The 25601-nt window shown below is 64.5% G+C and carries 23 protein-coding genes and 1 tRNA gene; 10 read left to right on the top strand and 14 right to left on the bottom strand.

The features are described 5' to 3' along the window. Positions 1-18 precede the first annotated feature (18 nt). Complete coding sequence (locus HUW43_RS07455; RefSeq protein ID WP_188236800.1) at positions 19-1371, bottom strand: methyl-accepting chemotaxis protein; 1353 nt, start codon at positions 1369-1371, stop codon at positions 19-21. 100 nt (positions 1372-1471) lie between these two features. Then, positions 1472-1939: an Lrp/AsnC family transcriptional regulator gene (locus HUW43_RS07450; RefSeq protein ID WP_188236799.1), complete on the bottom strand. Its 468-nt coding sequence runs from the start codon at positions 1937-1939 to the stop codon at positions 1472-1474. A 156-nt stretch (positions 1940-2095) separates the two neighbouring features. Here HUW43_RS07450 and ald point away from each other — a divergent pair, with 156 nt between their 5' ends. Next, positions 2096-3211: an alanine dehydrogenase gene (gene ald / locus HUW43_RS07445; protein WP_188236798.1), complete on the top strand. Its 1116-nt coding sequence runs from the start codon at positions 2096-2098 to the stop codon at positions 3209-3211. A 21-nt stretch (positions 3212-3232) separates the two neighbouring features. Beyond that, complete coding sequence (locus HUW43_RS07440) at positions 3233-3457, top strand: hypothetical protein (protein ID WP_188236797.1); 225 nt, start codon at positions 3233-3235, stop codon at positions 3455-3457. Between the two features lie 74 nt (positions 3458-3531). Here HUW43_RS07440 and HUW43_RS07435 read toward each other — a convergent pair whose 3' ends face one another. Both HUW43_RS07435 and HUW43_RS07430 read right to left on the bottom strand, forming a co-directional pair. Beyond that, the gene (locus tag HUW43_RS07435; protein WP_188236796.1) at positions 3532-4128 is read right to left on the bottom strand and encodes an FMN-dependent NADH-azoreductase; all 597 of its coding nucleotides are present in this window, start codon (positions 4126-4128) and stop codon (positions 3532-3534) included. 110 nt (positions 4129-4238) lie between these two features. Further along, positions 4239-4937: a pirin family protein gene (locus HUW43_RS07430; RefSeq protein ID WP_188236795.1), complete on the bottom strand. Its 699-nt coding sequence runs from the start codon at positions 4935-4937 to the stop codon at positions 4239-4241. Between the two features lie 134 nt (positions 4938-5071). On the opposite strand from HUW43_RS07430, the gene HUW43_RS07425 reads away from it, so the two are divergent. Both HUW43_RS07425 and ctrA read left to right on the top strand, forming a co-directional pair. Beyond that, positions 5072-6007: a LysR family transcriptional regulator gene (locus HUW43_RS07425; protein ID WP_188236794.1), complete on the top strand. Its 936-nt coding sequence runs from the start codon at positions 5072-5074 to the stop codon at positions 6005-6007. Positions 6008-6203: 196 nt separating this feature from the next. After that, positions 6204-6911: a response regulator transcription factor CtrA gene (ctrA, locus tag HUW43_RS07420; RefSeq protein ID WP_037557325.1), complete on the top strand. Its 708-nt coding sequence runs from the start codon at positions 6204-6206 to the stop codon at positions 6909-6911. 297 nt (positions 6912-7208) lie between these two features. On the opposite strand, the gene rplQ is transcribed toward ctrA, so the two are convergent. The 5 genes from rplQ to ychF all read right to left on the bottom strand — a co-directional run bounded on the left by rplQ (position 7209) and on the right by ychF (position 11043). Next, positions 7209-7628: a 50S ribosomal protein L17 gene (gene rplQ / locus HUW43_RS07415; RefSeq protein WP_188236793.1), complete on the bottom strand. Its 420-nt coding sequence runs from the start codon at positions 7626-7628 to the stop codon at positions 7209-7211. 111 nt (positions 7629-7739) lie between these two features. Further along, positions 7740-8798, bottom strand: a complete 1059-nt coding sequence (locus HUW43_RS07410; RefSeq protein WP_053554921.1) for a DNA-directed RNA polymerase subunit alpha — start codon at positions 8796-8798, stop codon at positions 7740-7742. A gap of 103 nt (positions 8799-8901) precedes the next feature. Next, positions 8902-9291: a 30S ribosomal protein S11 gene (gene rpsK, locus HUW43_RS07405; protein WP_003040416.1), complete on the bottom strand. Its 390-nt coding sequence runs from the start codon at positions 9289-9291 to the stop codon at positions 8902-8904. Between the two features lie 78 nt (positions 9292-9369). Further along, entirely contained in the window at positions 9370-9738 is a 369-nt protein-coding gene (gene rpsM / locus HUW43_RS07400) for a 30S ribosomal protein S13 (RefSeq protein ID WP_120219119.1), read from the bottom strand. 207 nt (positions 9739-9945) lie between these two features. Next, positions 9946-11043, bottom strand: a complete 1098-nt coding sequence (ychF, locus tag HUW43_RS07395) for a redox-regulated ATPase YchF (RefSeq protein ID WP_188236792.1) — start codon at positions 11041-11043, stop codon at positions 9946-9948. A gap of 117 nt (positions 11044-11160) precedes the next feature. Here ychF and HUW43_RS07390 point away from each other — a divergent pair, with 117 nt between their 5' ends. After that, a complete protein-coding gene (locus HUW43_RS07390) occupies positions 11161-11814 on the top strand; it encodes a CAP domain-containing protein (protein ID WP_188236791.1) in 654 nt (217 codons plus the stop codon). An 11-nt stretch (positions 11815-11825) separates the two neighbouring features. Here HUW43_RS07390 and HUW43_RS07385 read toward each other — a convergent pair whose 3' ends face one another. The 5 genes from HUW43_RS07385 to HUW43_RS07365 all read right to left on the bottom strand — a co-directional run bounded on the left by HUW43_RS07385 (position 11826) and on the right by HUW43_RS07365 (position 16445). Beyond that, on the bottom strand, positions 11826-12815 hold the full coding sequence (locus HUW43_RS07385) for an SDR family oxidoreductase (RefSeq protein WP_188236790.1): 990 nt from the start codon (positions 12813-12815) through the stop codon (positions 11826-11828). A 199-nt stretch (positions 12816-13014) separates the two neighbouring features. After that, positions 13015-13584 (bottom strand): aminoacyl-tRNA hydrolase, encoded by a 570-nt coding sequence (pth, locus tag HUW43_RS07380; protein WP_188236789.1) that lies wholly within the window; start codon positions 13582-13584, stop codon positions 13015-13017. A 146-nt stretch (positions 13585-13730) separates the two neighbouring features. Continuing rightward, the gene (locus tag HUW43_RS07375; RefSeq protein WP_188236788.1) at positions 13731-14369 is read right to left on the bottom strand and encodes a 50S ribosomal protein L25/general stress protein Ctc; all 639 of its coding nucleotides are present in this window, start codon (positions 14367-14369) and stop codon (positions 13731-13733) included. 214 nt (positions 14370-14583) lie between these two features. Then, the gene (locus HUW43_RS07370; protein ID WP_223181367.1) at positions 14584-15426 is read right to left on the bottom strand and encodes a TraB/GumN family protein; all 843 of its coding nucleotides are present in this window, start codon (positions 15424-15426) and stop codon (positions 14584-14586) included. A gap of 53 nt (positions 15427-15479) precedes the next feature. Then, a complete protein-coding gene (locus HUW43_RS07365) occupies positions 15480-16445 on the bottom strand; it encodes a TraB/GumN family protein (protein ID WP_188236786.1) in 966 nt (321 codons plus the stop codon). Between the two features lie 201 nt (positions 16446-16646). On the opposite strand from HUW43_RS07365, the gene HUW43_RS07360 reads away from it, so the two are divergent. The 5 genes from HUW43_RS07360 (at position 16647) to HUW43_RS07340 (ending at position 25447) form a co-directional block, all read left to right on the top strand. Continuing rightward, positions 16647-17573, top strand: a complete 927-nt coding sequence (locus HUW43_RS07360; protein WP_188236785.1) for a glycine--tRNA ligase subunit alpha — start codon at positions 16647-16649, stop codon at positions 17571-17573. Further along, the gene (gene glyS / locus HUW43_RS07355; protein WP_188236784.1) at positions 17570-19684 is read left to right on the top strand and encodes a glycine--tRNA ligase subunit beta; all 2115 of its coding nucleotides are present in this window, start codon (positions 17570-17572) and stop codon (positions 19682-19684) included. Before HUW43_RS07360 ends, glyS begins: the two co-directional genes overlap by 4 nt. Positions 19685-19937: 253 nt before the next feature. Beyond that, complete coding sequence (ppdK, locus tag HUW43_RS07350; RefSeq protein WP_188236783.1) at positions 19938-22595, top strand: pyruvate, phosphate dikinase; 2658 nt, start codon at positions 19938-19940, stop codon at positions 22593-22595. Positions 22596-22649: 54 nt separating this feature from the next. Continuing rightward, positions 22650-22726: transfer RNA gene (locus tag HUW43_RS07345), tRNA-Arg, on the top strand. Positions 22727-23344: 618 nt separating this feature from the next. Next, on the top strand, positions 23345-25447 hold the full coding sequence (locus HUW43_RS07340) for a TonB-dependent siderophore receptor (protein ID WP_188236782.1): 2103 nt from the start codon (positions 23345-23347) through the stop codon (positions 25445-25447). Positions 25448-25601 lie beyond the last annotated feature (154 nt).

Here is a 25601-nt window from a genome sequence, read left to right as displayed (position 1 = left end):
ACGATGAAACAAGCGAGTTTACGCCACCCGGCGGCTGAACTCGCTCGCCGCCTGTTCGAGCTGTTGCAACCGTCCACCCATCTTGGCGAACTCCTGACTCAGCACGCTGATCTCGCTCGCGACCATGCCCGAATCGTTACGGATGCTGGCGATCGTCGACGACATGCTGTCGGCGGCCAGCGCGGTTTCGTCGACTGCGGCGGTGATCGACGTCACCGTCTGCGCCTGCGCGTCCATCGCCTCGCGGATGCGTTGCGCCGATCGTTGGACTTCGACGATCGTCTGCTGGATCGACTGATTCGCGTTCACCGACCCGCGCGTCGCCTGCTGGATCGCGGTGATCTTGCCCGCGATATCGTCGGTCGCGCGCGCGGTTTCGTTGGCCAGGCTTTTGACCTCCTGCGCGACAACGGCAAAGCCACGACCCGATTCGCCCGCGCGCGCCGCCTCGATGGTGGCGTTGAGCGCAAGCAGGTTGGTCTGCCCGGCAATCTCGCGGATCAATCCCAGGATCGATTCGATCGATTCGGCATGGTGCGACAGCGCCTCGGACATGGCAACCGCTTCGCCCGCCTGTTCCGACGCGCGCGTCGCGACACTGGCCGAGGCTTCGACTTCGCTGCGTGCATCCTCGATCGCGCGGATCAGTCCCGCGGCGGTCGAAGCCGCTTCGCGCATCGCCATCGCCGATTGTTCGGATGCCGCGGCGACCTCGCTCGTCTTGGCGATCATGCCCTTGGCCGCATGGTCGGCCGAAGCCGCCTGCTTGGCGAGCTGCTCGCGCACACCTTCCGTATCCTGCACCAGCGAGGCGATCGAGCGGTCGAAGTCGCGCGCGAGCGTCTGTCGTTCGCTGGAAATCACGGCGCGATCAAGCTTGCTGGCGTATCGCTGCATGATGTCGAACTCGAGCAGCGCGAGGCGGTTGATGGCGCTCGTCAGCCGTGCCAGCCGTTCGGCATCGCCGATACAGGCCTCGACGACATATTCGATTGTCAATCGATGGCTTTCGGCGATGCACGACATGACCGAGGCCAGCGGCATTTTGACGCGCCGCGCCATATGCGTATTCTGACAGGCGATCGTCGCGGCTTCCTGTCCGGCCGCGTCGGCATATTTGACCGACGCGTGACGGGCGCTACCGTGGACATAGCTGTCGTAAAGCTCGCCTTCGACACGGCGATCCATGTTCGGCAGCCTGTTGAACGCATCCCAATAGGCCCGCGCGACGGCTTCCTCGCGGCCGCCGACGATGGCATGGATTTCGGCCGCGTCTGCGGCCAGCCGACCGTCGAGATCATAATAGGGAAAGCGCTCCGACATCAAAATCGGTTCGATCTGCTGTTTGTGAATCGGACTGTCCTTCACCATGATCCCATCCCTGGTCGATCCAAAGCCGCGCGGGTCTTTGCCCGTTTGCGTCCCACGAAACTGGTGAACGGGATATGCGGCAAGACTGGTAAATCGACCGTTAACCCGCTGCGGAAACCGGATAGCCCTCGAACGCCTTGATCGTGCGCAACGCAAAGGCGCTGTGCATCGCCGCCACGCCGGGCAGACGTGACAGGCAATGACGATGCAGCCGGTCGAAATCGGCAACGCTGCGCGCCGCCACGCGCAGCCGATAATCGGAGGCGCCTGACAAGAGCTGGCATTCCAATATCTCGTCGAAACTTTTGACCGCGCTCTCGAACGCCGTCAGCGCCTCCTCGCTCTGCGAGGTCAGGCTGATGTCGACGAAGACGTCGAGCCCCAGCCCGATGCGTTCGGGCGACAGCCGCGCGGCATAGCCGGTAATGATCCCCGCCGCCTCGAGCGCGCGGATGCGGCGGTGGCAAGCCGACGGCGACAGCCCGACGATCTCGCCGAGTTCGGCGGCAGGCTTTGGTCCCCTGCGCTGGAGTAGATGAAGCAGCTTTGCATCGATCCGATCAATCATTGTGCAGCAAATCCCGAACTGGCGCATAAAACTTGCACGAACCTGTCGAATCAAAGGATCATATGCAAGCACCTCGCGGGGCTTTGCTGCTATTCTTTTCGGAAGGCGCCGCGCACCGACCGGGCGCGCCATGGCCAAGGACAGTGGAGAGCGAAGATGATCATCGGCACCCCGAAGGAAATCAAGAATCACGAATATCGCGTCGGGCTGACCCCCGAAAGCGCGCGCGAGCTCGTCGTCCACGGCCACCGCGTGCTGGTGCAGACCGGCGCGGGCGAGGGCATCGGCGCGCATGATCGCTTTTATGAAGAGGCGGGCGCCGAGATCGTTCAGAGCGCGGAGGACATCTTTGCCGCCTGCGACATGGTGGTGAAGGTCAAGGAGCCGCAGCCAGGCGAGCGCGCGATGCTGCGCGAAGGGCAGATCCTCTATACCTATCTCCACCTCGCCCCCGACCCCGACCAGACGCGCGACCTGATGAAATCGGGCGCGGTGTGCATCGCCTATGAAACCGTCACCAGCCCGCACGGCGGGTTGCCGCTCCTCAAACCGATGAGCCAGGTCGCGGGGCGCATGTCGATCCAGGCGGGCGCCACCGCGCTCGAAAAGGCGCATGGCGGTCGCGGGGTGCTGCTCGGCGGCGTCCCCGGCGTCGCGCCGGGCAAGGTGTGCGTGATCGGCGGCGGCGTCGTCGGCTTCAACGCGGCGCAAATGGCGGCCGGGCTTGGCGCCGACGTCACCATCCTCGACCGCGATCCCGAAGTGCTCGAACGCGTCGGCACCTTTTTCGAGGCGCGCGCCAAGACGCGCTTCTCGAACCGCGCGAACCTCGCCGAATGCGTCGCCGAGGCCGATCTGGTGATCGGCGCGGTGCTGATCCCCGGCGCCGAAGCGCCCAAGCTTGTGACGCGTGAGATGCTCGGCACGATGCGGCCCGGCTCGGTGCTCGTCGACGTCGCGATCGACCAGGGCGGATGCTTTGAAACCAGCCATCCGACCACGCACGCCGATCCGACCTATGTGGTCGACGGCATCGTCCATTACGCGGTTGCCAACATGCCGGGCGCGGTCGCGCGCACGAGCACCTATGCGCTGAACAACGTCACGCTGCCGCACGCGCTGCGCATCGCCGATCTCGGCTGGAAGGAAGCGTTGAAACGCGACGTGCATCTTGCGCAGGGTTTGAACGTTTGGAATGGTAAGGTGACGTTCGCAGCCGTAGCCGAAGCGATCGGAACCGATTATGTGCCTGTCGAACAGGCACTCGCCTGACGACAAGGACCATAGAGCAAGATGACCGACCAAAGCCCGAGGCCCGCCGACGACGAAGCCCAGGAGAATGAAGTGCTGCGCGCCGCGCGCGAGTTGCAACAACAGCGCGAGGCGGCCGAAGCCGCCGAGAAGGAGGCGGGCAAGTCCAGGCGCGGCTGGAAAACCGCGGCGGCCGCGGGCATCGGAATCGGTTCGGCGGCGGTGATCGCGGCACTGCTCTACGCCAATCGCGGCAAGATCAAATAGGTTCGGAGCGCTTAACCCGGAACAGGAAAAGGGGCGGCCGCGACGGACCGCCCTTTTTTCTTGCAGGCCGCCGATCAAGCCGCCTGTTGCAGCGCCTCGATCGCCGATGTCGCGCGCGCCATGGCCTCTGCGTCCATCATTTGCTGGTCGGCGGCGATGATCGTGACATCGGTGATGCCGACAAAGCCGAGGACGTGGCGCAGGTATCCGGTGGCAAAGTCATGGTTGCTTCCGACGGGCACGCCGCCCGACGCGACGACGAGATAGGCCTTCTTTCCCTTCAGCAGCCCTTGGGGACCGTTTTCGGTGTAGCGGAAAGTGCGACGGGCGCGGGCGATCAGGTCGACCCAGGCCTTGAGCGACGCGGGGATCGCGAAATTATAGACGGGTACGCCGATGACGATCGTGTCGGCCGCTTCCAGCTCGGCGATCAGCTCGTCGGAGCTGGCGAGCGCCGCTTTCTGCGCGTCGCTGCGTTCGCTCTCGTCGGTGAAACTGGCGCCGACCCAGCTTTCGGTGAGCAGCGCGGGCGGGGTCAGCGCCAGGTCGCGGGTGGTGACCGCCGCGCCATAGCCCTGTTCGACGAGGCGGGCGACGAGTCGGTCGGTAAGCTGGCGCGTGGTCGATCCGCTGGTGCGGGCGCTGGCGTCGATACGAAGAATATGGGACATCAGATTGCTCCTGGGGATGCTTGCGGGGAGAAGGGGGTGCCGCGAACCGGGGCAGCCCGCGGCACCGGGCGGGCCGCCGCCGGGGAGGATGGCGGCCGGGGGGGGGGTGATTACAGGCTGTCGACGAGGACCAGTTCGGCGTCGTCGATCGCCTCGACCTCGATCGCGCCGACGTCGCGCAGTGCGATGCCGTCGCGCGGATCGGCGTCGTGGCCGTTGACGCGGATGCGCCCCTTGGCGGCGACCAGATAGGCGTGGCGTCCGGGTTCGAGGTCATAGGACACGCTTTCCCCGGCGTTCACCGTCGCCGCCGCGACGCGGGCGTTGGCGCGGATCGGCAGCGCGTCGGCGTCGCTTTCGATCCCGCTCGCCAATGTCACGAATCGGCCCGACCGATCCGCCTTGGGAAATTGCCGCGCGCCCCAGCCGGGGTTGCCACCCGCCTGGTCGGGGATGATCCAGATCTGGAACAGCGTCGTTTCCTCGTCTTCCAGGTTGAACTCGCTGTGCGTGACGCCGGTGCCGGCGCTCATCACCTGCACATCGCCTGCGGCGGTGCGGCCGACGTTGCCCATGGAGTCGCGATGGCTGATCGCGCCCGTGCGGACATAGGTGATGATTTCCATGTCGCGATGCGGGTGCGGGGGAAAGCCCGACTGCGCTGCAATCCGATCGTCGTTCCACACGCGCAGCGCGCCCCAGCCCATGCGATCGGGATCGTGATAGTTCGCGAAGGAAAAATGATGGCGGGCGTCAAGCCAGCCATGGTCGGCGTGGCCCAGCGTGTCGAACTTGCGAATGTCGATCATGGCCTTGTCCTTTCTCTGCCGCCGCTGGGCCGGAGTGCCCGGCGGCGTTCATGCGTTGAGGACAAAATAGGGATTGGGATTGTTTCTGAAACAGCATAAATGGAAAATCATCGTTTCCATGCTGGAGCCAATATATGGCGCTTCCCGATTATGAAGGCTGGGCCTGTTTCGTCGCCGTTGCGGACGGTGGCAGCTTTACCGCGGCCGCGGCCGCGCTTGGCCTGTCGAAGGCGAGCGTGTCGAAAGCGGTGACGCGGCTGGAGGCGTCGCTCGGCATCACCCTGCTGCACCGAAGCTCGCGCGTCGTTGCGGTGTCGACCGCGGGCGCGCGGCTGCTCGATGAGGCGCGCGCGATGGTTGCCGCCGCGACCGCGGCGACCGAGGCGGCGCGCGGCGACCGGCTCGACCTCGCCGGCCCGATCCGCCTTGCCGCGCCGATGAGCTTTGGCATCAAGGTGCTCGGCCCCGTGCTCGCATCTTTCCTCGACCGTCATCCCGCGGTCGAGATCGAGCTTATGCTCAGCGACGCGCGCAACGATCCGATTGCCGAGGGAATCGACCTTACGCTGCGCATCGCGCCGCTCGCCGATTCCAGCCTGCTTGCCCGCACGATCGCGCCTGTTACGGCGTCGGTGATCGCCAGTCCCGCCTATCTTGAAAAACATGGCACGCCCCGCCATCCGCTTGATCTGGCGCGTCATCGTCTCATCGGCTACGGTCACCGCCAGCGCGCGGTGCCGCTTCATTTTTCGCGCAAGGGCGAAGAGGCGACGGTGCTGCCGACCGGGCCGTTGTTCGCGAACAATGGCGATGTCATGGTGCCGATGATCGTCGCGGGCGGCGGCATTGCCGTGCTGCCCGATTTCATAGCGGCCGACGAGCTCGCCGCGGGGACGGTGGTGCCGATCCTCACCGACTGGTCGCTGCCGCGATCCCATCTTCACCTTCTTTCGCCCCCTTCGCGGCTGCGTCCGGCGCGCGTCCGCGCCTTTTCGGACCATCTCGTCGACACGCTCAAGCGCTCTTGCAGCCGCGCCAACGACCGTTACGCGGTGCTCCACAGGGGGTGAAAAGGCGATGTCCGACTGTTGCAAATAAGGCGCGACTCGTGGATTCCTGCGGGTTAAACCAAAATTAACCTTTTCCCTTCATTGCTTTCATGGTTAATGTTCCGGCAGTCCTGCAACGGGGGTTGGTCGGTGACATCCTTGATGGTCATGCGATCGGTTCGCGGGATCATCGTGGGAAACAGTCAAGGGGTGCCCAATGCGCGTACTGCTGATCGAGGACGAGCCGACGACCGCGAAAGCGATCGATACGATGCTCACGACCGAGGGCTTCAACGTCTACACCACCGATCTGGGCGAAGAGGGCCTCGATCTGGGTAAGCTCTATGATTACGACATCATCCTGCTCGACCTGAACCTGCCCGACATGCACGGCTATGACGTGCTCAAGAAGCTTCGCACCGCCAAGGTGCAGACGCCGGTGCTGATCCTGTCGGGCATTTCGGAAATGGATTCGAAGGTGCGCTCGTTCGGATTCGGCGCCGACGATTATGTCACCAAGCCGTTCCACCGCGACGAGCTGGTCGCCCGCATCCACGCGGTCGTTCGCCGGTCGAAGGGGCACAGCCAGAGCGTCATCAAGACCGGCAAGCTCGCGGTCAATCTCGACACCAAGACGGTCGAGGTCGACAGCATCCGCGTGCATCTGACCGGCAAGGAATATCAGATGCTCGAGCTGTTGAGCCTGCGCAAGGGCACGACGCTCACCAAGGAAATGTTCCTGAACCACCTTTATGGCGGGATGGACGAGCCCGAGTTGAAGATCATCGACGTCTTCATCTGCAAACTGCGCAAAAAACTCGCGCTCGCCTGCGGGGGCGAAAATTATATCGAGACGGTCTGGGGCCGCGGTTATGTCCTTCGCGACATCGACGACGAAGGCAATGAGGTGCGCCGCGTCGCCTGACGCCCGCATCGCGCAAAAGTTAACCGAGGGAAGCCGGTGCGGAGCAATCCGCGCCGGTTTTCCTTTTTTGTCGGGGTGACGGCTGACGACCGATAATTTCCGTGCCACGGCGAAAGCCGGGGTCCAGAGCGGGATGAGCCGACGCCAGCCCTGGGGCGCCCCGGGGCCAGGCTTTCGCCGGGATATGGCGGCAGGGCGAATATCCGCTCCCCGCCCCAAAAGCAGGCGCTGCGGCACGAAAAAGGGCGGTCGTCCTGCCGGACGCCGCCCTTGATCCTGTATCTGCGAAGGCGCGGTTTATGCGTCTTCCAGTGCCTCGTCCGTCATCACCGGGCCCGAATCCTGGCCCTTGGCATCAACGTCGCGGTCGACGAATTCGATGATCGCGATCGGCGCGGCGTCCGAGGCGCGGATACCGGCCTTGATGATGCGGGTATAACCGCCATTGCGGTCCTTATAGCGTTCCGCGAGCACGTCGAACAGCTTGGCAAGCTGGGCTTCGTCCATCAGGCGGCTCATCGCGAGGCGGCGGTTGGCGAGGCCCCCGCGCTTTGCCAGCGTGACCAGCTTTTCGACATAGGGACGCAGTTCCTTCGCCTTGGCGAGCGTCGTCGTGATCTGCTCATGCTTGATCAGCGAAGCCGACATGTTGCGGAACAGGGCCGTGCGGTGTGCGCTCGTGCGCTGCAGCTTCCGGCCACCCGATTTGTGACGCATGATTTCTTCCTTCGTTTGTCAAAGGGGCCGTGTGAGGTACCCCAAGCCAGGTCGATTTGCGGGCCGACCCATTCCCGTTCCTTGACCTCTCCCCAGATGGGGAGAGCGCCATTATCCCAGCAGTTCCTGTTCCAGCTTCTTGGCCATTTCCTCGATATTTTCGGGCGGCCAGCCGGGGATGTCCATGCCGAGCCGCAGACCCATCGACGACAGCACTTCCTTGATTTCGTTCAGGGACTTGCGGCCGAAGTTCGGCGTGCGGAGCATTTCGGCTTCGGTCTTCTGAACCAGATCGCCGATATAGATGATATTGTCGTTCTTCAGGCAGTTGGCCGAACGGACCGACAATTCAAGCTCGTCGACCTTCTTCAGGAGGAAGCGGTTGAGCTGGTTGACGTCGGACTCATCGCTTGCGGCCGACGGGGCCGCCATGCCGATGAGGCCGCTGTCGTTCATCGCTTCTTCGAAGTGGACGAAGACCTGGAGCTGGTCCTGCAGGATGCGCGCGGCGTAAGCGACGGCATCTTCCGGCGTCACCGTGCCGTCGGTTTCGACGGTCAGGTTCAGCTTGTCATAGTCCAGTTCCTGCCCGATGCGGGCATTGTCGACCTTGTAGGCGACCTGGCGCACCGGCGAATAGAGCGAGTCCACCGGGATCAGCCCGATCGGCGCGTCGGCCGGGCGGTTGGCGGTCGCCGGAACATAGCCTTTGCCGGTGTCGGCGACGAGTTCCATGTTCAGCGTCGCGCCCTCGTCGAGGTGGCAGATGACATGGTTCGGGTTCATCACCTTGATGTCGCCCGACACCATGATGTCGCCCGCCTTGACGGTTGCGGGACCGGTCGCCGAAAGCTGGAGCCGCTTCGGACCTTCGCCTTCCATCTTGAGCGCGATCTGCTTGACGTTGAGCACGATGTCGGTGACGTCTTCGCGCACGCCGGCCAGGCTCGAAAACTCGTGCAGCACATTTTCGATCTTGATCGAGGTGATCGCCGCACCCTGGAGCGACGAAAGCAGCACGCGGCGCAGCGCGTTGCCCAGCGTCAGACCGAAACCGCGTTCGAGCGGTTCGGCAACAAAGGTCGCCTTGCGCTTGCCGTCGCCGCCGGCCTTGATTTCCAGGTTGCTGGGCTTCTTCAATTCCTGCCAGTTCCGGATGTTGACAGTCATGGATTTCCCTTTGCTAGTGGCGGGACGGATGGGGGTCGGCCATCGGTCCAGCGAGGAGTTTTACGCGAGCGGCGCCCCGTTCCGGGGCGCGGCCGAAAGGACGTCAGACGCGGCGGCGCTTGGCCGGGCGGACGCCATTGTGCGGGATCGGGGTCACGTCGCGGATCGACGTGATGTGGAAACCCACCGCCTGCAACGCGCGCAGCGCCGATTCGCGGCCGGCGCCGGGGCCCTTGACTTCGACTTCAAGCGTGCGGACGCCATGTTCAGCGGCCTTCTTGCCCGCGTCTTCGGCGCAGACCTGCGCCGCATAGGGGGTCGATTTGCGGCTGCCCTTGAAACCCATCATGCCGGCGCTCGACCAGGCAATGGCATTGCCCTGCGCGTCGGTGATGGTGATCATCGTGTTGTTGAAGGTCGCGTTGACGTGGGCCACACCCGACGAGATATTCTTGCGTTCGCGCCGACGAAGGCGCTGGGGTTCACGAGCCATGATGAAATCCTAACCTAAATCCGTAAAGCGGGCCGGGGCGCAGCCGCGATGGGCGGCCGCCGACGCGGAAAAACCGACTTACTTTTTCTTGCCGGCGATCGGCTTGGCCTTGCCCTTGCGGGTGCGCGCATTGGTGTGCGTGCGCTGGCCGCGAACGGGAAGGCCCTTGCGATGGCGCAGGCCGCGATAGCAGGCGAGGTCCATCAGGCGCTTGATGTTCATCGCCGTGTTGCGGCGAAGGTCGCCCTCGACCGTGTGATCGGCGTCGATCGTTTCGCGGATCTGCAGAACTTCGGCGTCCGACAGGTCCTGAACACGGCGGCTGTGGTCGATGCCCAGCTTGTCGGCGATGTCGACGGCGGTCTTGCGGCCGATGCCATGGATATAGGTGAGCGCGATGATCACGCGCTTGTTGGTGGGCAGGTTGACGCCCGCGATACGTGCCATTGTTAACTTTCTCCTGCTCCACAGGGCGCGCTGGCAAACGGCCCCATCTCAAAGCGTCTGATTTCCAACGCAAAAAACGGACCACGAACGCGCCGCTGCGCTTCGCCGTCCGGTCAGCCTGTCGGAATGGAAGCGCAACTAGGCTGAGTCGGGCCGATTGTCAAGCGACGCGCCCGGCAACGGCGCGGCGGAATAGCCTGGGCTGCGTCAACTATGCAGGAAATGCATCACATCGCCATCCTGCACGACATAGCCCTTGCCTTCGGCGCGCAGCTTGCCGGCTTCGCGCGCCCTGGCTTCGCCGCCCAGCGCGACATAATCGTCATAGGCGATCGTTTCGGCGCGGATGAAGCCCTTCTGGAAATCGCTGTGGATCTCGCCCGCGGCTTCGGGTGCGGTGGCGCCCTGATGCACGGTCCACGCGCGCGCTTCCTGTGGGCCGACGGTGAAGAAGGTGATGAGGCGGAGCAGCGCATAGCCTGCGCGGATAACGCGGGCGAGGCCGGTCTCGCTGAGCCCCATTTCGGACAGGAACTCCATCCGGTCGGCCATGTCCATCGTCACCAGCTCGCTTTCGATCGCAGCCGAGACGACGACGGCCTGCGCGCCTTCGGCGGCGGCCTTGGCAAATACTTTTTCGGATAAGGCGTTGCCGTTCGCCGCGCTGCCTTCGTCGACATTACAGACGTAAAGCACGGGTTTCGAGGTCAGCAGCTGCGCATTGCGTAGCACGCGCGCTTCCTCGTCGTCCCTGGGTTCGACCAGCCGCGCGGGTTTACCGTCGCGCAACAGGTCGAGCGCCTGGCCCAGCACCGAAGCGGCGATCTTGGCCTCCTTGTCGCCCTGAGCCGCTTTTTTGGCAAAGGCGGGGACGCGCTTTTCCAGGCTTTCGAGGTCGGCGAGCAGCAGCTCGGTCTCGACCGTTTCGGCATCGGCGACGGGATCGACGCGGTTTTCGACATGCTGGATGTCGTCATTTTCGAAACAGCGCAGGACGTGAACGATCGCATCGACCTCGCGGATGTTGCCAAGGAACTGGTTGCCCAGTCCTTCGCCCTTCGACGCGCCGCGCACCAGCCCGGCGATGTCGACGAAGGCGAGCTGCGTCGCGATGATCTTCTTGCTGTTTGCAATCGCCGCCAGCTTGTCGAGCCGGTCATCGGGCACCGCGACATTGCCGATATTCGGCTCGATCGTGCAAAAGGGATAGTTTGCCGCCTGCGCCGCCGCGGTTTCGGTGAGCGCGTTGAACAGGGTGGACTTGCCGACGTTGGGCAATCCGACGATCCCGCATTTGAAACCCATAAACACTCCATCAGGCCGGATGACCCCGGCGTCGCAGCGCCCCTAGCGCCAAGACGCGTGCGGCACCAGCCTTTGCGGTTGCACAGCGTTCAGACTTGGCGCTTTATCGCCCGGCCTATGAAACCCTCGCGCCCGCCTGTCGTCATTCTTTTCCTGATCGCCGTGGGCGCAACGTCTGCGCTTGCCTCTCCCGACCGGTTCGAGGCGGGGGTGTTCGCCGAACTCAACCGTTTCCGCAGTGATCCTGCCGCCTATGCTGATTTTCTGCGCGATTATCGCCCGCGGTTCGAGGGGCGGCGGCTGCGCGCCGCGGAGGAGGGGGAGATTGACATTCTGACGCGTGAAGGCGTCGTTGCGGTCGACGAGGCGATCCGCGAACTCAGCCGCGAGCGACCCTTGCCGCGTCTCGAATGGAGCGATCTGCTCGCCCGCGCCGCCGCCGATCATGTCGCGGTCCAGTCGCGATCTGGTGCGGTCGGCCATTATACGCGGGGGCAGGGGCCCGGCGAACGGATGCGCGCGCGCGGCGGCGGACCCTATGTCAACGAAGTCATCACCTATGGGCATCACACGCCCGAAGGCGTCGTCGACCAGCTGCTGATCGACGATGGGGTTCCCGACCGCGGCCACCGTTTCAGCCTGCTCCGCCCCACCCACCGTTTTGTCGGCATCGCCTGCGGGCGCCATCCGGTCCACCGCACGATGTGCGTGACGCTTATGGCGCAGACCGCTGACGGATCACCGCCCCCGCCGCCCAAACGGACACCATAGCCGCCCGCGCCTCAGTCGTGGACCGCTTTCACGAGCGGCCCCAACGCCGATCCGCCGAGCCAGGCAAGCTGGACCTCGGCCGACACGCGGTTGATCGCCTCCTGCGGCTTGTTCCCCGGATGCACTGCGCGGCGCAGCGGCCGCTTGCCCGCGGGCATCGCCATGATTTCGGCGATCGCGCGCGGCACGTCGAGCGGATCGGCGCTGCGCCCGCTGCCGTCCTCGGTCCCCATGCCGCGCGTGAAGGGTGCATAAGCATCAAGCAGCGCCGCGTCGCTCCGCGCTTTCAGCGCGCCGGTATAGGCGTTGCGGTTGACCCACACTTTCGTCGGGTAACCGCCCGGCTGGATGATCGTGACGTCGATGCCGTGCGGCACCAGTTCATAGGCGAGCTGTTCGGACAGGGCCTCGACCGCGAACTTGGTCGCCGAATAATGGCCGCCGCCGGGCACGATAACACGGCCGAGCTGGGACGAAATGTTGAAGACCTGACCCGATCGGGCGGCGCGCATCTGCGGCAGCAGCGCGCGGAGCATCCGCTGGATGCCAAAGACATTGGTGTCGAAGATCAGCTGCGTCGCCATCATATCCTGCACCTCGACCGGTCCGGTGATGCCGATCCCGGCATTGTTGACCAGTGTGTCGATGTGCCCGCCCGCAATGTCGAGCGCCTTCGCGGTCCCGCTCGCGACCGAGGCATCGTTCGTCACGTCGATTTCGACGATGTGGAGGTCGAGCTTCTCTTTCGCGGCCTCGGCGGCCAGGCTTTCCGCTTCGACGCGCGGCAATCCGCGCATCGTTGCAATCACCTTTGCGCCAAGCCGCGCACAATGCAGCGCGCCGAGACGGCCAAAACCGCTCGAACAACCGGTGATCAGCACCGTGCGGCCTTTGAGCGACGGATTGTCGGCGGGCGTCGCGGCGTGGAGCAGGGCGGGGGCGGCGGCGGACAGCGCAGCGGCTCCGGCAAGAATCTCGCGGCGATTGGGGGTATGCGGCATGGCGAATGGCTCCTTTCGCATCCATCATGCCTCAGTCGGCGGTCTGTGCCAAATCGGCGGCGGGGTGGGGGCCGTGGGGCGGCGGGTTGTCACGATCCCATCCGTGATCCCGGCCTTCGCAGGGGCGACCATCGACGGACGGGGGATGACGAGGGAACAAGGGGCCGGGTTCGACCGTCGCGGCGCTCACCAGTCCCGTTCACCCCTGCAATCTCAACGCCAGATCGCTCTGGAACCGCACGTCGTCGCCCGCGGCCAGCCATTCCGCTTCGGCGGCGATTGCGCCGAGCAGGTCGATCAGTGGCTCCATCTCGCTCTTGTGATAATTGCCGAGGACATGGCCCGTCACGCGGTCCTTGTGTCCCGGATGGCCGATGCCGATGCGAACGCGGCGAAAATCGTCGCCGATATGCTGGATCATCGACCGGATGCCATTGTGCCCCGCCGCACCGCCGCCGCGTTTCACCTTGACCTTCATGGGCGCGAGGTCGAGCTCGTCGTAAAAGACGGTGACGTCGGCGGCGGTCAGCTTGTAGAAATCGAGCGCCGCACGCACGCTGCGGCCGCTTTCGTTCATGAAGGTGCCGGGTTTGAGCAGCAGGATCCGCGTCGATCCGACGCGCCCGTCCTGCAACCAGCCCTGAAACTTCTTCGCGGGTGGCGGAAAATCGTGGAAATCGGCGATGACGTCGGCGGCCATGAAGCCGACATTGTGGCGGTGCATCGCATATTTGGGCCCCGGATTGCCAAGGCCGACCCAGAGCTGCATTTTTTTTCTTCCCTCCGCTTCAAGGGAGGGGCAGCGCGCCCCGGATTTCATCCGGGGTGCAGCGGGGCGGGCCGGCTGGCCTTGCGCTGCCCCGCGGAACCCCACCCCGACCCCTCCGCCAAAGGGGAGGGGCCGAAGTGCCGGTCTCAGGCTTCGCCGCCGCCTTCGGAAGCGCCTTCGCCGTCATCCTTGGTCGTGTCGCCGTCGCTCGACTTGAGCGCCGACGGGGCGACGATGGTGGCGATGGTGAAGTCGCGGTCGGTGATCGCGCTTTCGACGCCCTTCGGCAGGGTGACATTGCTGATGTGGATCGAATCGCCGATGTCGAAACCGGTGACGTCGATCACGATCTCGTCGGGAATCTTGTCCGCGTCGCAGACCAGTTCCAGCTCGTGACGAACGATATTCAGCACGCCGCCGCGCTTCAGGCCCGGCGACTTTTCTTCGTTCTGGAACACCGCCGGCACCGCGACGGTGACCTTGGCGTCCTTGGTGATGCGCAGGAAGTCGGCGTGGATCGGGCGATCCTTGACCGGGTGGAAAGCGACGTCCTTGGGCAGGGTGCGGATGGTCTTGCCGCCGACCTCGATCATCACGATCGAGTTCATGAAGTGACCCGTCATCAGCTGCTTCATCAGCAGCTTTTCTTCGACGTGGATCATCAGGGGTTCTTCCTTGCCGCCATAGACGACGGCGGGGACGCGGCCGTTGCGACGCAGATCACGCGAGGCTCCCTTGCCTCCGCGTTCGCGCGTCTCGGCCGTCAGCGTCAGCTGATCGCTCATATCATTTCTCCGAGAAACAGTTGCACAGTTCCGCCGCGCCTCCAGGGATGACCATGGCGGAAGCCGGGGCGCTTAGCGGGGATCGGCCGGAAAAGCAAGCGTGGCGGCGAGAAGGCGGGAAAGGATCGAGATTCGCCGGCTCGTGGCGGAGCAAGCTGCGCTACCCTGTCCTCCGAAGATCAGGGGGCGATGGCAGCGTCCCGGCCCAGCCCCCCTATTGCACGCGCCGCACCTGCACCCCCTGCGCTGCCAGTAATGCCGGAACCCCGTCGGCGCCGACCAGATGCCCCGCGCCGACCGCCATCAGCACCGTTCCCGGCCGCTCCATCCGGCGCGCCGCCCATTTGGCCCAGCGATGGTTGCGATCGGTGATGATCGCCTTGCGCGCCGCGGGGACGGTGTCGATGTCCTCGTTGACGACCTTCTCCAACGCCGCGACGTCGCCGCGGCTCCATGCCGCGGTCAACGCCAGCACGTCGCGGGTCGCCGTATCGGCCTCTTCGGCCGCGCGAATCAACAGCATGCGCTGCGCCGCCGGATCGAGTGTTTCAAACAGCATCAGCTGTTCGCGCGCGCGTTCCAGTCCCGCGACGGGTTTGCCCGCCGCCTTGAACCGTTCGGTCAACTGCGCCTCCACTCCTTCCTCCGGCGACAGTTTGGCATTCTGCGCGATGCGCTGGCCGACCAGCACCATGACCGCCCAATCGTCCAGGCCGTCGGCGTTCAGCGGCCGCCCGCTCGCCTCCAGCGCGCGGTAACCCATCAGCGCCTTGCCGGTCAGCCGCGCGTCGATTGCCAGCGGAGCGCTGCGCGGCGCCAGCTTGCGGAACGCATCGGCGGCGGCGTCGAGCTGGGTCGGTGACAATTCCATCACCAGCTCGTCGGCGGCTTCGATCGCGGCGCCGACCGCGCCGTCGTCCCAATCGGTGCCGCGCGGCAGCGCGTGCATCGACCCCAGGATATAGATGCGCGTGTCGGCATCCTCGGCCAGCCACATTGCCGGTCGCGCCCTGGTTCCGGGATCGGCGGGGCCGCACGCCGCGAGCAGCAACGGCAAAAGGGCCGCCGCGATGCGGCGCCTCGCTGGACCGGGCGAGGCCGATGCCCGCTTCAATAATCGACCCGCGATACAGTCAGGCCGTGCTGTTTCAGATAGTCCTGCACGCTCTTTTCGCCCGCAAGATGCCCCGCGCCGACTGCGACGAACACCGTGCCCGGCTGCTCCATCCGCGCCTTCAGCGCCTCGGCCCAGCGCGCATTGCGATCGTAAAGCAGCGTCTGAGCCAGTTCGGGCGTCGCGGCCAGGCTTTCGTTCATCGCGACGGCGAGCCCGTCGGGGTCGCCTTTCGCCCACAGCACGACCATCTTGTCGAGCGTCGGCCCCAGCGTGTCGAGATCCTTCACCACCGAATTGAGGAAGGCGATCTGCTGCGTTTCGGGCAGGCCGTCGAAAAAGCCGAGCTGCTCGCTCAGCGTCTCGAATCCCGCCACCGGCTTGCCACTCGCCTTGGCAAAGCGCGTGAGCTGCTTTTCGGCGCCCTGTTCGGGATCATAGCCCAGTTTGGTGAGCGGCAGGACCGACAGGGTGATGGCGGGGAACCAGGGTTCGAACATGTCGAACTGCGCTGGCGGCAGGCCGACGCTCGCCATTGCCGCCTGATAGGCTGCAAGCTGCTCCGCGTCGAGCCGCGAGGTCAGCGTCGTGCCGTTCGCGTCGATCGCGAGCGGCAGCATCGTCCTGGCCACCTCGGCCTGGTCGTCGGGCAGCACCAGTTCGAGCATCAGCTGGTCGGACTTGTCGAACGCATCCTTCACCGCTTCGTCGAACCAGCTGAGGCCGGGTTTCAGCACATGGACGGTGCCGAACAGATAAATGGTCGTGTCCTCGTCCTTGACGACCCACAGCGCGGGGTCGGCGTCGACGGTCGCTGGCGCGGCAGCGGTGGCCGGTGCCGGTGTGGTCGCCGCGGGCGCCGGTTCGGCCGCGGAGGCCATGTTGCCGCCGGGGATCAGCGCGCATTGCGCAAAAGGAATGATCGCGCAGGTCGAGGCGAGCGTCTTGAACCAGCTGTTCATGGGGAGGGCCTTTCGTGGGTCGGTTATGGCGGTCGAGGGGATGTGGAACGGCGACCTTCAACCACATAGGGTGGGGCAGTTCAAGGGCGGCCGAAACGAAGCGACAGGCCGGCGGTGCGCGCCGCCCGTTCGCCCGCCCTTGACCCTTGCGCGCCGCTGCGCCAAGGGCGGCGAAACTTGTTGCACCTGCGAAAGAGCGGAATGGTGGTCGACGCGGCGGAGACGAAACCCTTAAGCTTTCAGGACATGATCCTGACGCTGCACAATTACTGGAGCGCGCGGGGCTGTGCGGTTCTGCAGCCCTATGACATGCGCGTCGGGGCGGGAACCTTTCATCCGGCGACGACGCTGCGCAGCCTGGGGCCAGAGCCATGGAATGTCGCCTATGTCCAGCCGAGCCGCCGGCCCACGGATGGCCGCTATGGCGAGAACCCCAACCGGCTCCAGCATTATTATCAATATCAGGTGATCCTCAAACCCTCGCCCGCCGACCTGCAGGAGCAATATCTGGGCAGCCTTGCAGCGATCGGCATCGACCCGCTGCTTCACGATATTCGCTTCGTCGAGGACGACTGGGAGTCGCCGACGCTCGGCGCATGGGGATTGGGCTGGGAAGTCTGGTGCGACGGGATGGAAGTCACCCAGTTCACCTATTTCCAGCAGATGGGGGGCTTTGACTGCAAGCCCGTCGCGGGCGAGCTGACCTATGGGCTCGAGCGGCTGGCCATGTATATCCAGGGCGTCGACAATGTGTACGACCTGCGCTTTTCTGACCCCGTCGGCGACGTGCCGGGGTTGAGCTATGGCGACGTGTTTCTCGAAAACGAGCGCCAGTTCTCGAAATGGAACTTCGAGGTTGCCGACACCGACAGCCTGTTCGCGGGTTTCAGGGCGGCCGAAGCCGAATGCCAGCGCGCGATCGATGCGGGGGTGCCGCTCGCCGCCTATGATCAGGCGATCGAGGCGAGCCACCTGTTCAACCTGTTGCAGGCGCGCGGCGTCATCAGTGTGCAGGAACGTGCCAATTATATGGCTCGCGTCCGCGACCTTGCGAAAGGCAGCTGCAAGGCGTGGATCGACAGCCAGTCCGACAGCTGGACCGCAAAATATCCGGGGTGGACGCTGTGACCGACTTCCTTCTCGAACTGCGCAGCGAGGAAATCCCGGCGCGGATGCAGGCCGGTGCGCGCGCCGAGCTTGATAAGCTGTTCCGTGCACAGATGGCCGCTGCGGGCGTCCCGGTGGGCGATCTCACCATCTGGTCAACGCCGCGCCGTCTTGCGCTGATTGCGAAGGGCCTGCCCGACGCCACCGCTGCCGTGAGCGAAGAAATCAAAGGCCCGCGCACCAGCGCGCCGCCGCAGGCGCTCGAGGGTTTCCTCCGCAAAACCGGCTTGACGCAGGATCTGCTGGAGGACCGCGACGGCGTGTATTTCGCCGTGATCGACAGGCCCGGCCGCGCGACCGCCGACGTGCTGGCCGAAGCGATCCCCGCGATCGTCCGCGCCTTTGCCTGGCCCAAGTCGATGCGCTGGGGCAGGGAAAGCGCGAGCAGTGAAAGCCTGCGCTGGGTGCGCCCGCTGTCGGGCATCGTCGCAATCTTTGGCGAAGACCTCGTGCCGTGCGAGATCGGCGGCATCGCCAGCGGCTTCGTGACGCGCGGGCACCGCTTCCATTGTCCGGGCGAGATCACCATCGGATCGGCGTCGGACTATGCCGAAAAACTGCGCGCCTGCCATGTCATCGTCGATCATGAGGAACGGCAGAACATGATCCGCGGCGGCGCTGCCAAAGCGGCGGCTGACGCCGGGCTCAGCCTTGTCGAGGACGATGGGCTGGTGATCGAAAATGCCGGGCTCGCCGAATGGCCGGTGCCGTTGCTCGGCCGTTTCGACGAAGCGTTTCTGGAGGTGCCGCCTGAGGTCATCCAGCTCACCGCGCGGGTGAACCAGAAATATTTCGTCGTGAACGGGCCGGATGGAAAGCTGGCGAACGGCTTCGTCTGCACCGCGAATATCGACGCGACGGACGGCGGCGCGGAAATCGTCGCGGGCAATCGCAAGGTGCTGGCGGCGCGGCTGTCGGACGCGCGTTTTTTCTGGGAACAGGATCGCAAGACCCGCCTCGCGGATCATGCGAAGAAGCTGGACCGCATCACCTTTCACGAGAAGCTCGGCACGGTGGCCGACAAGGTCGAGCGCGTCGCCAAACTTGCCGAATGGCTGGCGCACGAAGGCATCGTCCCGAACTGCGACCCCACGCTCGCGCGGCAGGCCGCCGAACTGGCCAAGGCCGATCTCGTCACCGAAATGGTCGGCGAGTTTCCCGAATTGCAGGGCCTGATGGGCGGCTATTACGCCCGCGCCGAGGGCTTGCCCGATGCGGTCGCCGACGCGATCCGCGACCATTACAAACCGGTCGGGCAGGGCGATGATGTGCCGACGGCGCCGGTGACGGTGGCCGTGGCGTTGGCGGATAAGCTCGACGTTTTCACCCAATTCTTCGTGCTGATCGATGAAGCGCCAACCGGATCGAAAGATCCGTTCGCTTTGCGGCGCGCGGCCTTGGGCGTGATTGCCATCATTATACGGAACGGCCTGCGTTTCCGCCTGGAACAGGTGCTGCTGAAGGCTGTTGAGGATGATCTGGATAAGTTCGGAGTTGTCTGGGAAGGCGACACCGAGAAGAAGCTGGCAGCCTTCTTCGCAGACCGCCTCAAGGTCCAGCAGCGCGAGGCCGGGGTCCGCCACGACCTGATCGACGCCGTGTTCGCGCTCGGCGGTGAGGATGATCTTGTGCGTCTGCTCGCGCGCGTGAAGGCGTTGCAGGCGTTCATGGCGACCGAGGACGGCACAAACTTGCTTGCGGGGTATAAGCGCGCGGCGAATATATTGAAGCAAGCGGGTAAAGATACCGTCATCCCAGCGGAAGTCGGGATTGCTGGCGATGGCGCACCCAAGGTGGCGGCCCCCGCCTTCGCGGGGGCGACGGATGTGGACAAGGCGCTGCTCACCGCGCTTGACGCCGCCGAACCCGCCGCCGCCGCCGCGGTTGCCGACGAACGCTTCACCGACGCCATGGCCGCGCTCGCATCGCTGCGCGCGCCGATCGACGCCTTTTTCGATGGCGTGATGGTCAACGATCCCGATCCGGCGGTCCGCGCCTGTCGGCTCGGCCTGCTCGCCCGATTTACCGGCGCGGTGCACGGCGTTGCCGATTTCTCGAAGATCGAGGGATAAAGCCGACCGTCCGTTTCCGTTCGTGCCGTGCCCTTCGGCTGCCTCGCAGGCGTTCAGGCTAAACGTCCGGCTTCGCCGGAAGTCGAGAAAGCGGGAAGGCAAGATGGAACGACGGCCATCTCGACGGCGATCGATGCGAACGGGAATTGAAATGCCACTTAGCTTATAACGAGCGAAGCAAAACTGAATCGACCAGGCGCGATTGCATACCTATCCAGCCGCAACCTCCTCCCCGGGGCAGCAGGAGCAAGAGATGACGAAGATGGTGCATTTGTTCGGCGGCGCGGCCACCACGGCCGAGCGTTCGAAGGAATTGCTGGGCGGCAAGGGATCGAACCTCGCCGAAATGGCCTCGATCGGCCTGCCGGTTCCCCCAGGCTTTACAATCACCACCGACGTCTGCACGGCTTATTATGCCAATGGCGAGCAATATCCGGCGGGTCTGGTCGATGAAGTGGCCGCAGGCATCGCGCACATCGAGGCGATCACCGGCAAGCGTTTCGGCGACGCCACCGACCCGCTGCTCGTCTCGGTGCGCTCTGGCGCGCGCGTGTCGATGCCGGGAATGATGGACACGGTGCTCAATCTGGGGCTCAACGACAGGACCGTCATCGGCCTGGCGGAAGCCTCCGGCGATCCGCGCTTTGCGTGGGACAGCTATCGCCGCTTCGTTCAGATGTATGCCGACGTCGTCATGGGCCTCGACCATGCCGAGTTCGAGGAGGCGCTGGAAATCGCAAAGGAAGACAAGGGCTTCTATCTCGACACCGAGATGTCGGCGGAGGATTGGCAGGCGCTGGTCAAACAATATCAGGCGATCGTCGAGCGCGAGACCGGCGCACCCTTTCCACAGGAGCCGAGCGACCAGCTTTGGGGCGCGATCGGCGCGGTGTTCGCAAGCTGGGAAAGCGACCGCGCGAAAGTCTATCGCCGTCTGAACTCGATCCCCGCCGAATGGGGCACCGCGGTCAATGTGCAGGCGATGGTGTTCGGCAATATGGGCGACACGTCGGCGACCGGCGTGGCCTTCACCCGCGATCCCGCGACGGGCGAGCGCGCCTGGTATGGCGAATGGCTGATCAATGCGCAGGGCGAGGACGTCGTCGCCGGAATCCGCACGCCGCAATATCTGACAAGGCAAGCGCGCGAGAAGGCGGGCGCCAAGCCGCTCAGCATGGAAGAAGCGATGCCCGAAACCTTCGCTGAACTCGGCCGCGTCTTCGACACGCTCGAAAATCATTATCGCGACATGCAGGACATCGAGTTCACCGTCGAACGCGGAACGCTTTGGATGCTGCAAACGCGGTCCGGCAAGCGCACCGCCAAGGCGGCGCTCAAGATTGCGGTCGATATGGTCGCCGAGGGGCTGATCAGCGAGGAGGAGGCCGTCGGCCGCGTCGATCCGGGCGCGCTCGACCAGCTGCTTCACCCGACGCTGGATCCCAAGGCGCCGCGCGATGTTTTGACCAGGGGGCTGCCCGCCAGCCCCGGCGCCGCGTCGGGCAGGATCATGTTCGACGCCGACAGCGCGGAGAAAGCCGCGGCGATGGGCGAAGCGGTGATCCTCGTCCGCGTCGAAACGTCGCCTGAGGACATTCACGGGATGCACGCCGCCAAGGGCATCCTGACCGCACGCGGCGGGATGACCAGCCACGCGGCGGTCGTCGCGCGCGGCATGGGGCGCCCCTGCGTGTCGGGCGCGGGCGGCCTCAGCATCGACGGTGCCGCGCGCGTGCTGCGCGTTGCGGGCCGCGAGCTGCGCGAGGGCGACATCATCACCCTCGACGGTTCGACCGGTGAGGTGATGGCGGGCGAGGTTCCGACCTTGCTGCCCGAACTCGTCGGTGATTTCGGCACGCTGATGGGCTGGGCCGACAAGGTGCGCCGGATGAGGGTGCGCACCAACGCCGAAACCCCGCAGGATGCCCAGGTCGCGCGCGATTTCGGTGCCGAAGGGATCGGCCTTTGCCGCACCGAACATATGTTCTTCGACGCGGCGCGCATCACCGCGGTGCGCGAGATGATTCTCGCCGACAGCGAGGACGGCCGCCGCGCCGCGCTCGCCAAGCTGCTTCCCGAACAGCGCGGCGACTTTGCCGCGATCTTCCGTGTGATGGCGGGGCTGCCGGTGACGATCCGCCTGCTCGACCCGCCGCTCCACGAGTTTCTGCCGACGCGCGAGGAGGATTTTGCCGACGTCGCCGCAGCCGCAGGCGTGGGGATCGAGGCGCTGAAAGCGCGCGCGAACGAACTGCACGAGTTCAACCCGATGCTCGGCCATCGCGGGTGCCGCCTGGGGGTCACCTATCCCGAAATATATGAGATGCAGGCACGCGCGATTTTCGAGGCGGCGTGCGACGTCGCCGCCGAAACCGGTGCGGCGCCGATTCCCGAGGTGATGATTCCGCTCGTCGCCACGCGCCGCGAGTTCGACCTGATGAAGTCGGTCGTCGACGCCCAGGCGAAGGCGGTGTTCGCCGAGAAAGGCCGCGAGATTGCCTATCTGGTCGGCACGATGATCGAACTGCCGCGCGCCGCGCTGATGGCGGGCGAGATCGCCGAGTCGGCGGAGTTTTTCAGCTTTGGCACCAACGATCTGACGCAGACGACGATCGGTATCAGCCGCGACGACGCGGGGCGCTTCCTGACGCAATATGTCGACAAGGGCATTTTCGTCACCGACCCGTTCGTCAGCCTCGACGTCGAGGGCGTGGGACAGTTGATCGAGCTCGCCGCGACGCGCGGCCGCACGACGCGCGCGGGTATCAAACTCGGCATCTGCGGCGAACATGGCGGCGATGCGCCGAGCATTCTTTTCTGCGAGAAAACGGGGCTCGATTACGTCAGCGCCTCCCCCTATCGCGTGCCGATCGCGCGGCTGGCGGCGGCGCAGGCGGCGCTGCGCAAATAATCGCCCAAAGGGGCTTGCGCGACTCCGCGCAGGCCCCTAAAGGCACCGCTCCACGCACCCGTAGCTCAGCTGGATAGAGCATCAGACTACGAATCTGAGGGTCGGGCGTTCGAATCGCTCCGGGTGCGCCATTACTTTCCGTGAAGTCTGCGGCTTTAATTGATCGTGCCAGTGGCAGCGCCGGGACGATTAGCTCCGGCATCTCGAAGGTTCCGCATTACGCAAAAGCCTTCATTCGGAACGGCTATGATTGCGCTGGTGCCATGTGTGCCAACAATGTCGCCCCCGCCAGACAGGACCTCGATCATAAGGTGGACATGCCGCCCGGCCGTGATCGGGATGTTGCCGTGGTTGGCCCATTCCAACAGGCGCCGAATGTCCATGCCACCGACGGTCCGCCGCGTCAGGCAGGCGTGCCGCATCGTGCGATAGCGCCAGCGACGCACAAGCCGGTCGCGCATGGATCCAGGTGACAGTCACCCCCGATCGCTGCCGTTGCGAACGGCCCTTCGCTTCAGCTCGTAAAGCCAGTGATCAGCCGACATTCGATTCTTCCTTGCAACTGCTAGTCATTCGCATTAGCGGCTGGTTCGCGCCGGGAGGGTGCCTCGCCAACCCGATAACTTTCGGCACTTGTGCTGGCATCCTTTCCCGGACTTCGGCCGGGTGCATTCGCATCCCGGCCCCTTTCGCGGCTGTTCGGAAGGGGCGGAACTCAACGTGGGCGAGAGCCAGGAACGGGAAAAGCAATGAAGCGCAGTTATTTGATAAGGGTAGCGTCGATCGCGTTCGCAGCCGGCATGACGCAGCCGGTATATGCTGCCGGGGCAGCCGAAGATTCCGGTGATGCGGTTGATCGCTCGGCAATCATCGTCACCGGAGCGCGGATGGGCGAACAGCCAAGCGCTGCCACCACTTTGCCGATCAGCATTGTCGACACGCCGCAGTCGGTCACCGTGATCGAGCGCGACTATCTCGATGATTTCGGATTTGATGACATCAATGACGTCCTGCGTCTGGTTACCGGCGTCAACGTGGAACGCGCCGAGAGCGACCGAACCTATTACAACTCGCGCGGGTTCGACATCAAATCGATGCGGGTGGATGGTCTTGGCCTGCCCAATATCTGGGGCGTATATGCCGGGCAGCTTGACACTGCGGTATTCGATCGCATCGAGGTGGTGCGCGGCGCGAACGGCCTTTTGTCCGGAACCGGCAATCCGTCGGGCACGGTCAATTTCCTGCGTAAGCGGCCTACGGGCGAACGGCGGCTGTTTGGCGAACTCAGCGCCGGCTCCTGGAACCGCTTCCGCGCCGAAGCGGATGTCGAAGTCCCTCTCACGTCAGATGGCAGCTGGTTGGCCCGGATGGTGGGGGCTGCCCAGACCAACGATTCTTATCTGCGCGACTATCAGCAGAAGCGCACAGTTATTCAGGGCATTGCGAGCGGGAGGTTGGCAGAAAATCTTGGCATCGTCGCTGGTTATACACGGCAGGATACTCACGCGGACAGCCCGCTGTGGGGTGCGCTGCCGCTGCTCTACACGGACGGCACACAGACTCATTTTCCGGTCGGCACCTCGACTTCGCAGAAATGGGCTTACTGGGACACCCACGATGCGACCGCATTTGGCGAGCTGCGCTGGGACTTCGCCAATGATTGGTCACTCAAGACTTCGCTGACCCGCAAGGACTATTCTGAGCCATCGCGGCTGTTCTATGTCTATGGCACGCCGGACCCCGTCACCGGGTTGGGCCTTTTCGGCTATCCAGGTGGCTATTACCACACCAATGACGGCTGGATCGGCGATGCCGAGGTCGTCGGCAAGCTTCGCGCCTTTGGGCGGGAACACGAACTGACGTTGGGTGGCCAATACGTCGACAGCAACCTGCATTACCTGACTTATCCGGTCGATTTTTCTGACCCCGCATGGGGGCCGCTGCCTGCCCTGCCGAACTGGTCTGGACTGGAAGTGGCCATGCCCGCATTCGGCGCCCCCTACGAATCGTCCGATGTCGATTACCGCGTTTGGCGCATCTATGGCGCTATTCGGCTTGCCTTGACGGACCAGCTCAAACTTATCGGCGGGTTCAACTACATTGACGTTCGCTCGTCCGGCATCAGTTTCGAAGTCGATTACGGCCGCAGTGAGAAGGCCATCAGCCCTTATGTCGGGGCAACCTATGAAATCGCCCCGCAGGTCAACCTCTATGCCAGCTATTCCGACCTGTTCGAGCCGCAGCACGAAACCGGACTTGATCTTCTGCCGCTGGGTTCGGCCAAGGGGCAGAGCCTTGAAGGCGGCGTCAAGGGCAATTTTCTTGGAGGCAAGCTGTTCGGATCACTGGCCATCTTCTCCTCAAGACAGAGCAACATCCCGGAGGCTGCCGATTTCGTGCCGCCCTTTGGAACGCTCTATCGTGGCATAACGGTCAAGAGCGCCGGCGTGGAACTCGAATTCGGTGGAAAGCTGAGCAACGCACTGACCGTGCAAGGCGGCGTCGCACACCTGTTTGCGCTCAACAATGACGCCGGAGACCGGGTGCGCACCTATACGCCCAGGACGACGGCCAACCTTTCGGCCCGCTGGAAGCTGCTGCCGGCGTTGACGCTGGGGACCGCAATCCGGTGGCAGGATGATATCTATCTCGTCAACGCCGTCGGCACGATCCGACAGGGGGGCTACGCCACCATGCAGTTGCATGGCCGCTACGACATCAGCGACCAGCTGGCGCTGACACTCAACCTGGCCAATGCGACCAATCGCAAACATTTGCAGAGCCTGTACTGGGACCAGTCCTACTATGCCGCGCCGCGCAACCTGACGGCCTCGCTCCAGTGGCGCTTCTGACCTGAGCAGAAGGGGAAGCAGACGGCCTGCGCAGCTACCGCCCTGCGGGCTCCGCTGCGCAGGCCATTGCTTTCATGGCATTCATGCGCAACAAAACGGCCCGGTGTCCGTCGTCAGAACATTTGGCGCAACTTGCGGCGTAAATTAGCGGAGT

The sequence above is a fragment of the Sphingopyxis sp. LK2115 genome, from assembly GCF_014595975.1.
Taxonomy (GTDB): domain Bacteria; phylum Pseudomonadota; class Alphaproteobacteria; order Sphingomonadales; family Sphingomonadaceae; genus Sphingopyxis.
The sequence above is the reverse complement of the archived record's forward strand: the minus strand, read 5'-3'. Positions and strand labels throughout refer to the sequence as shown.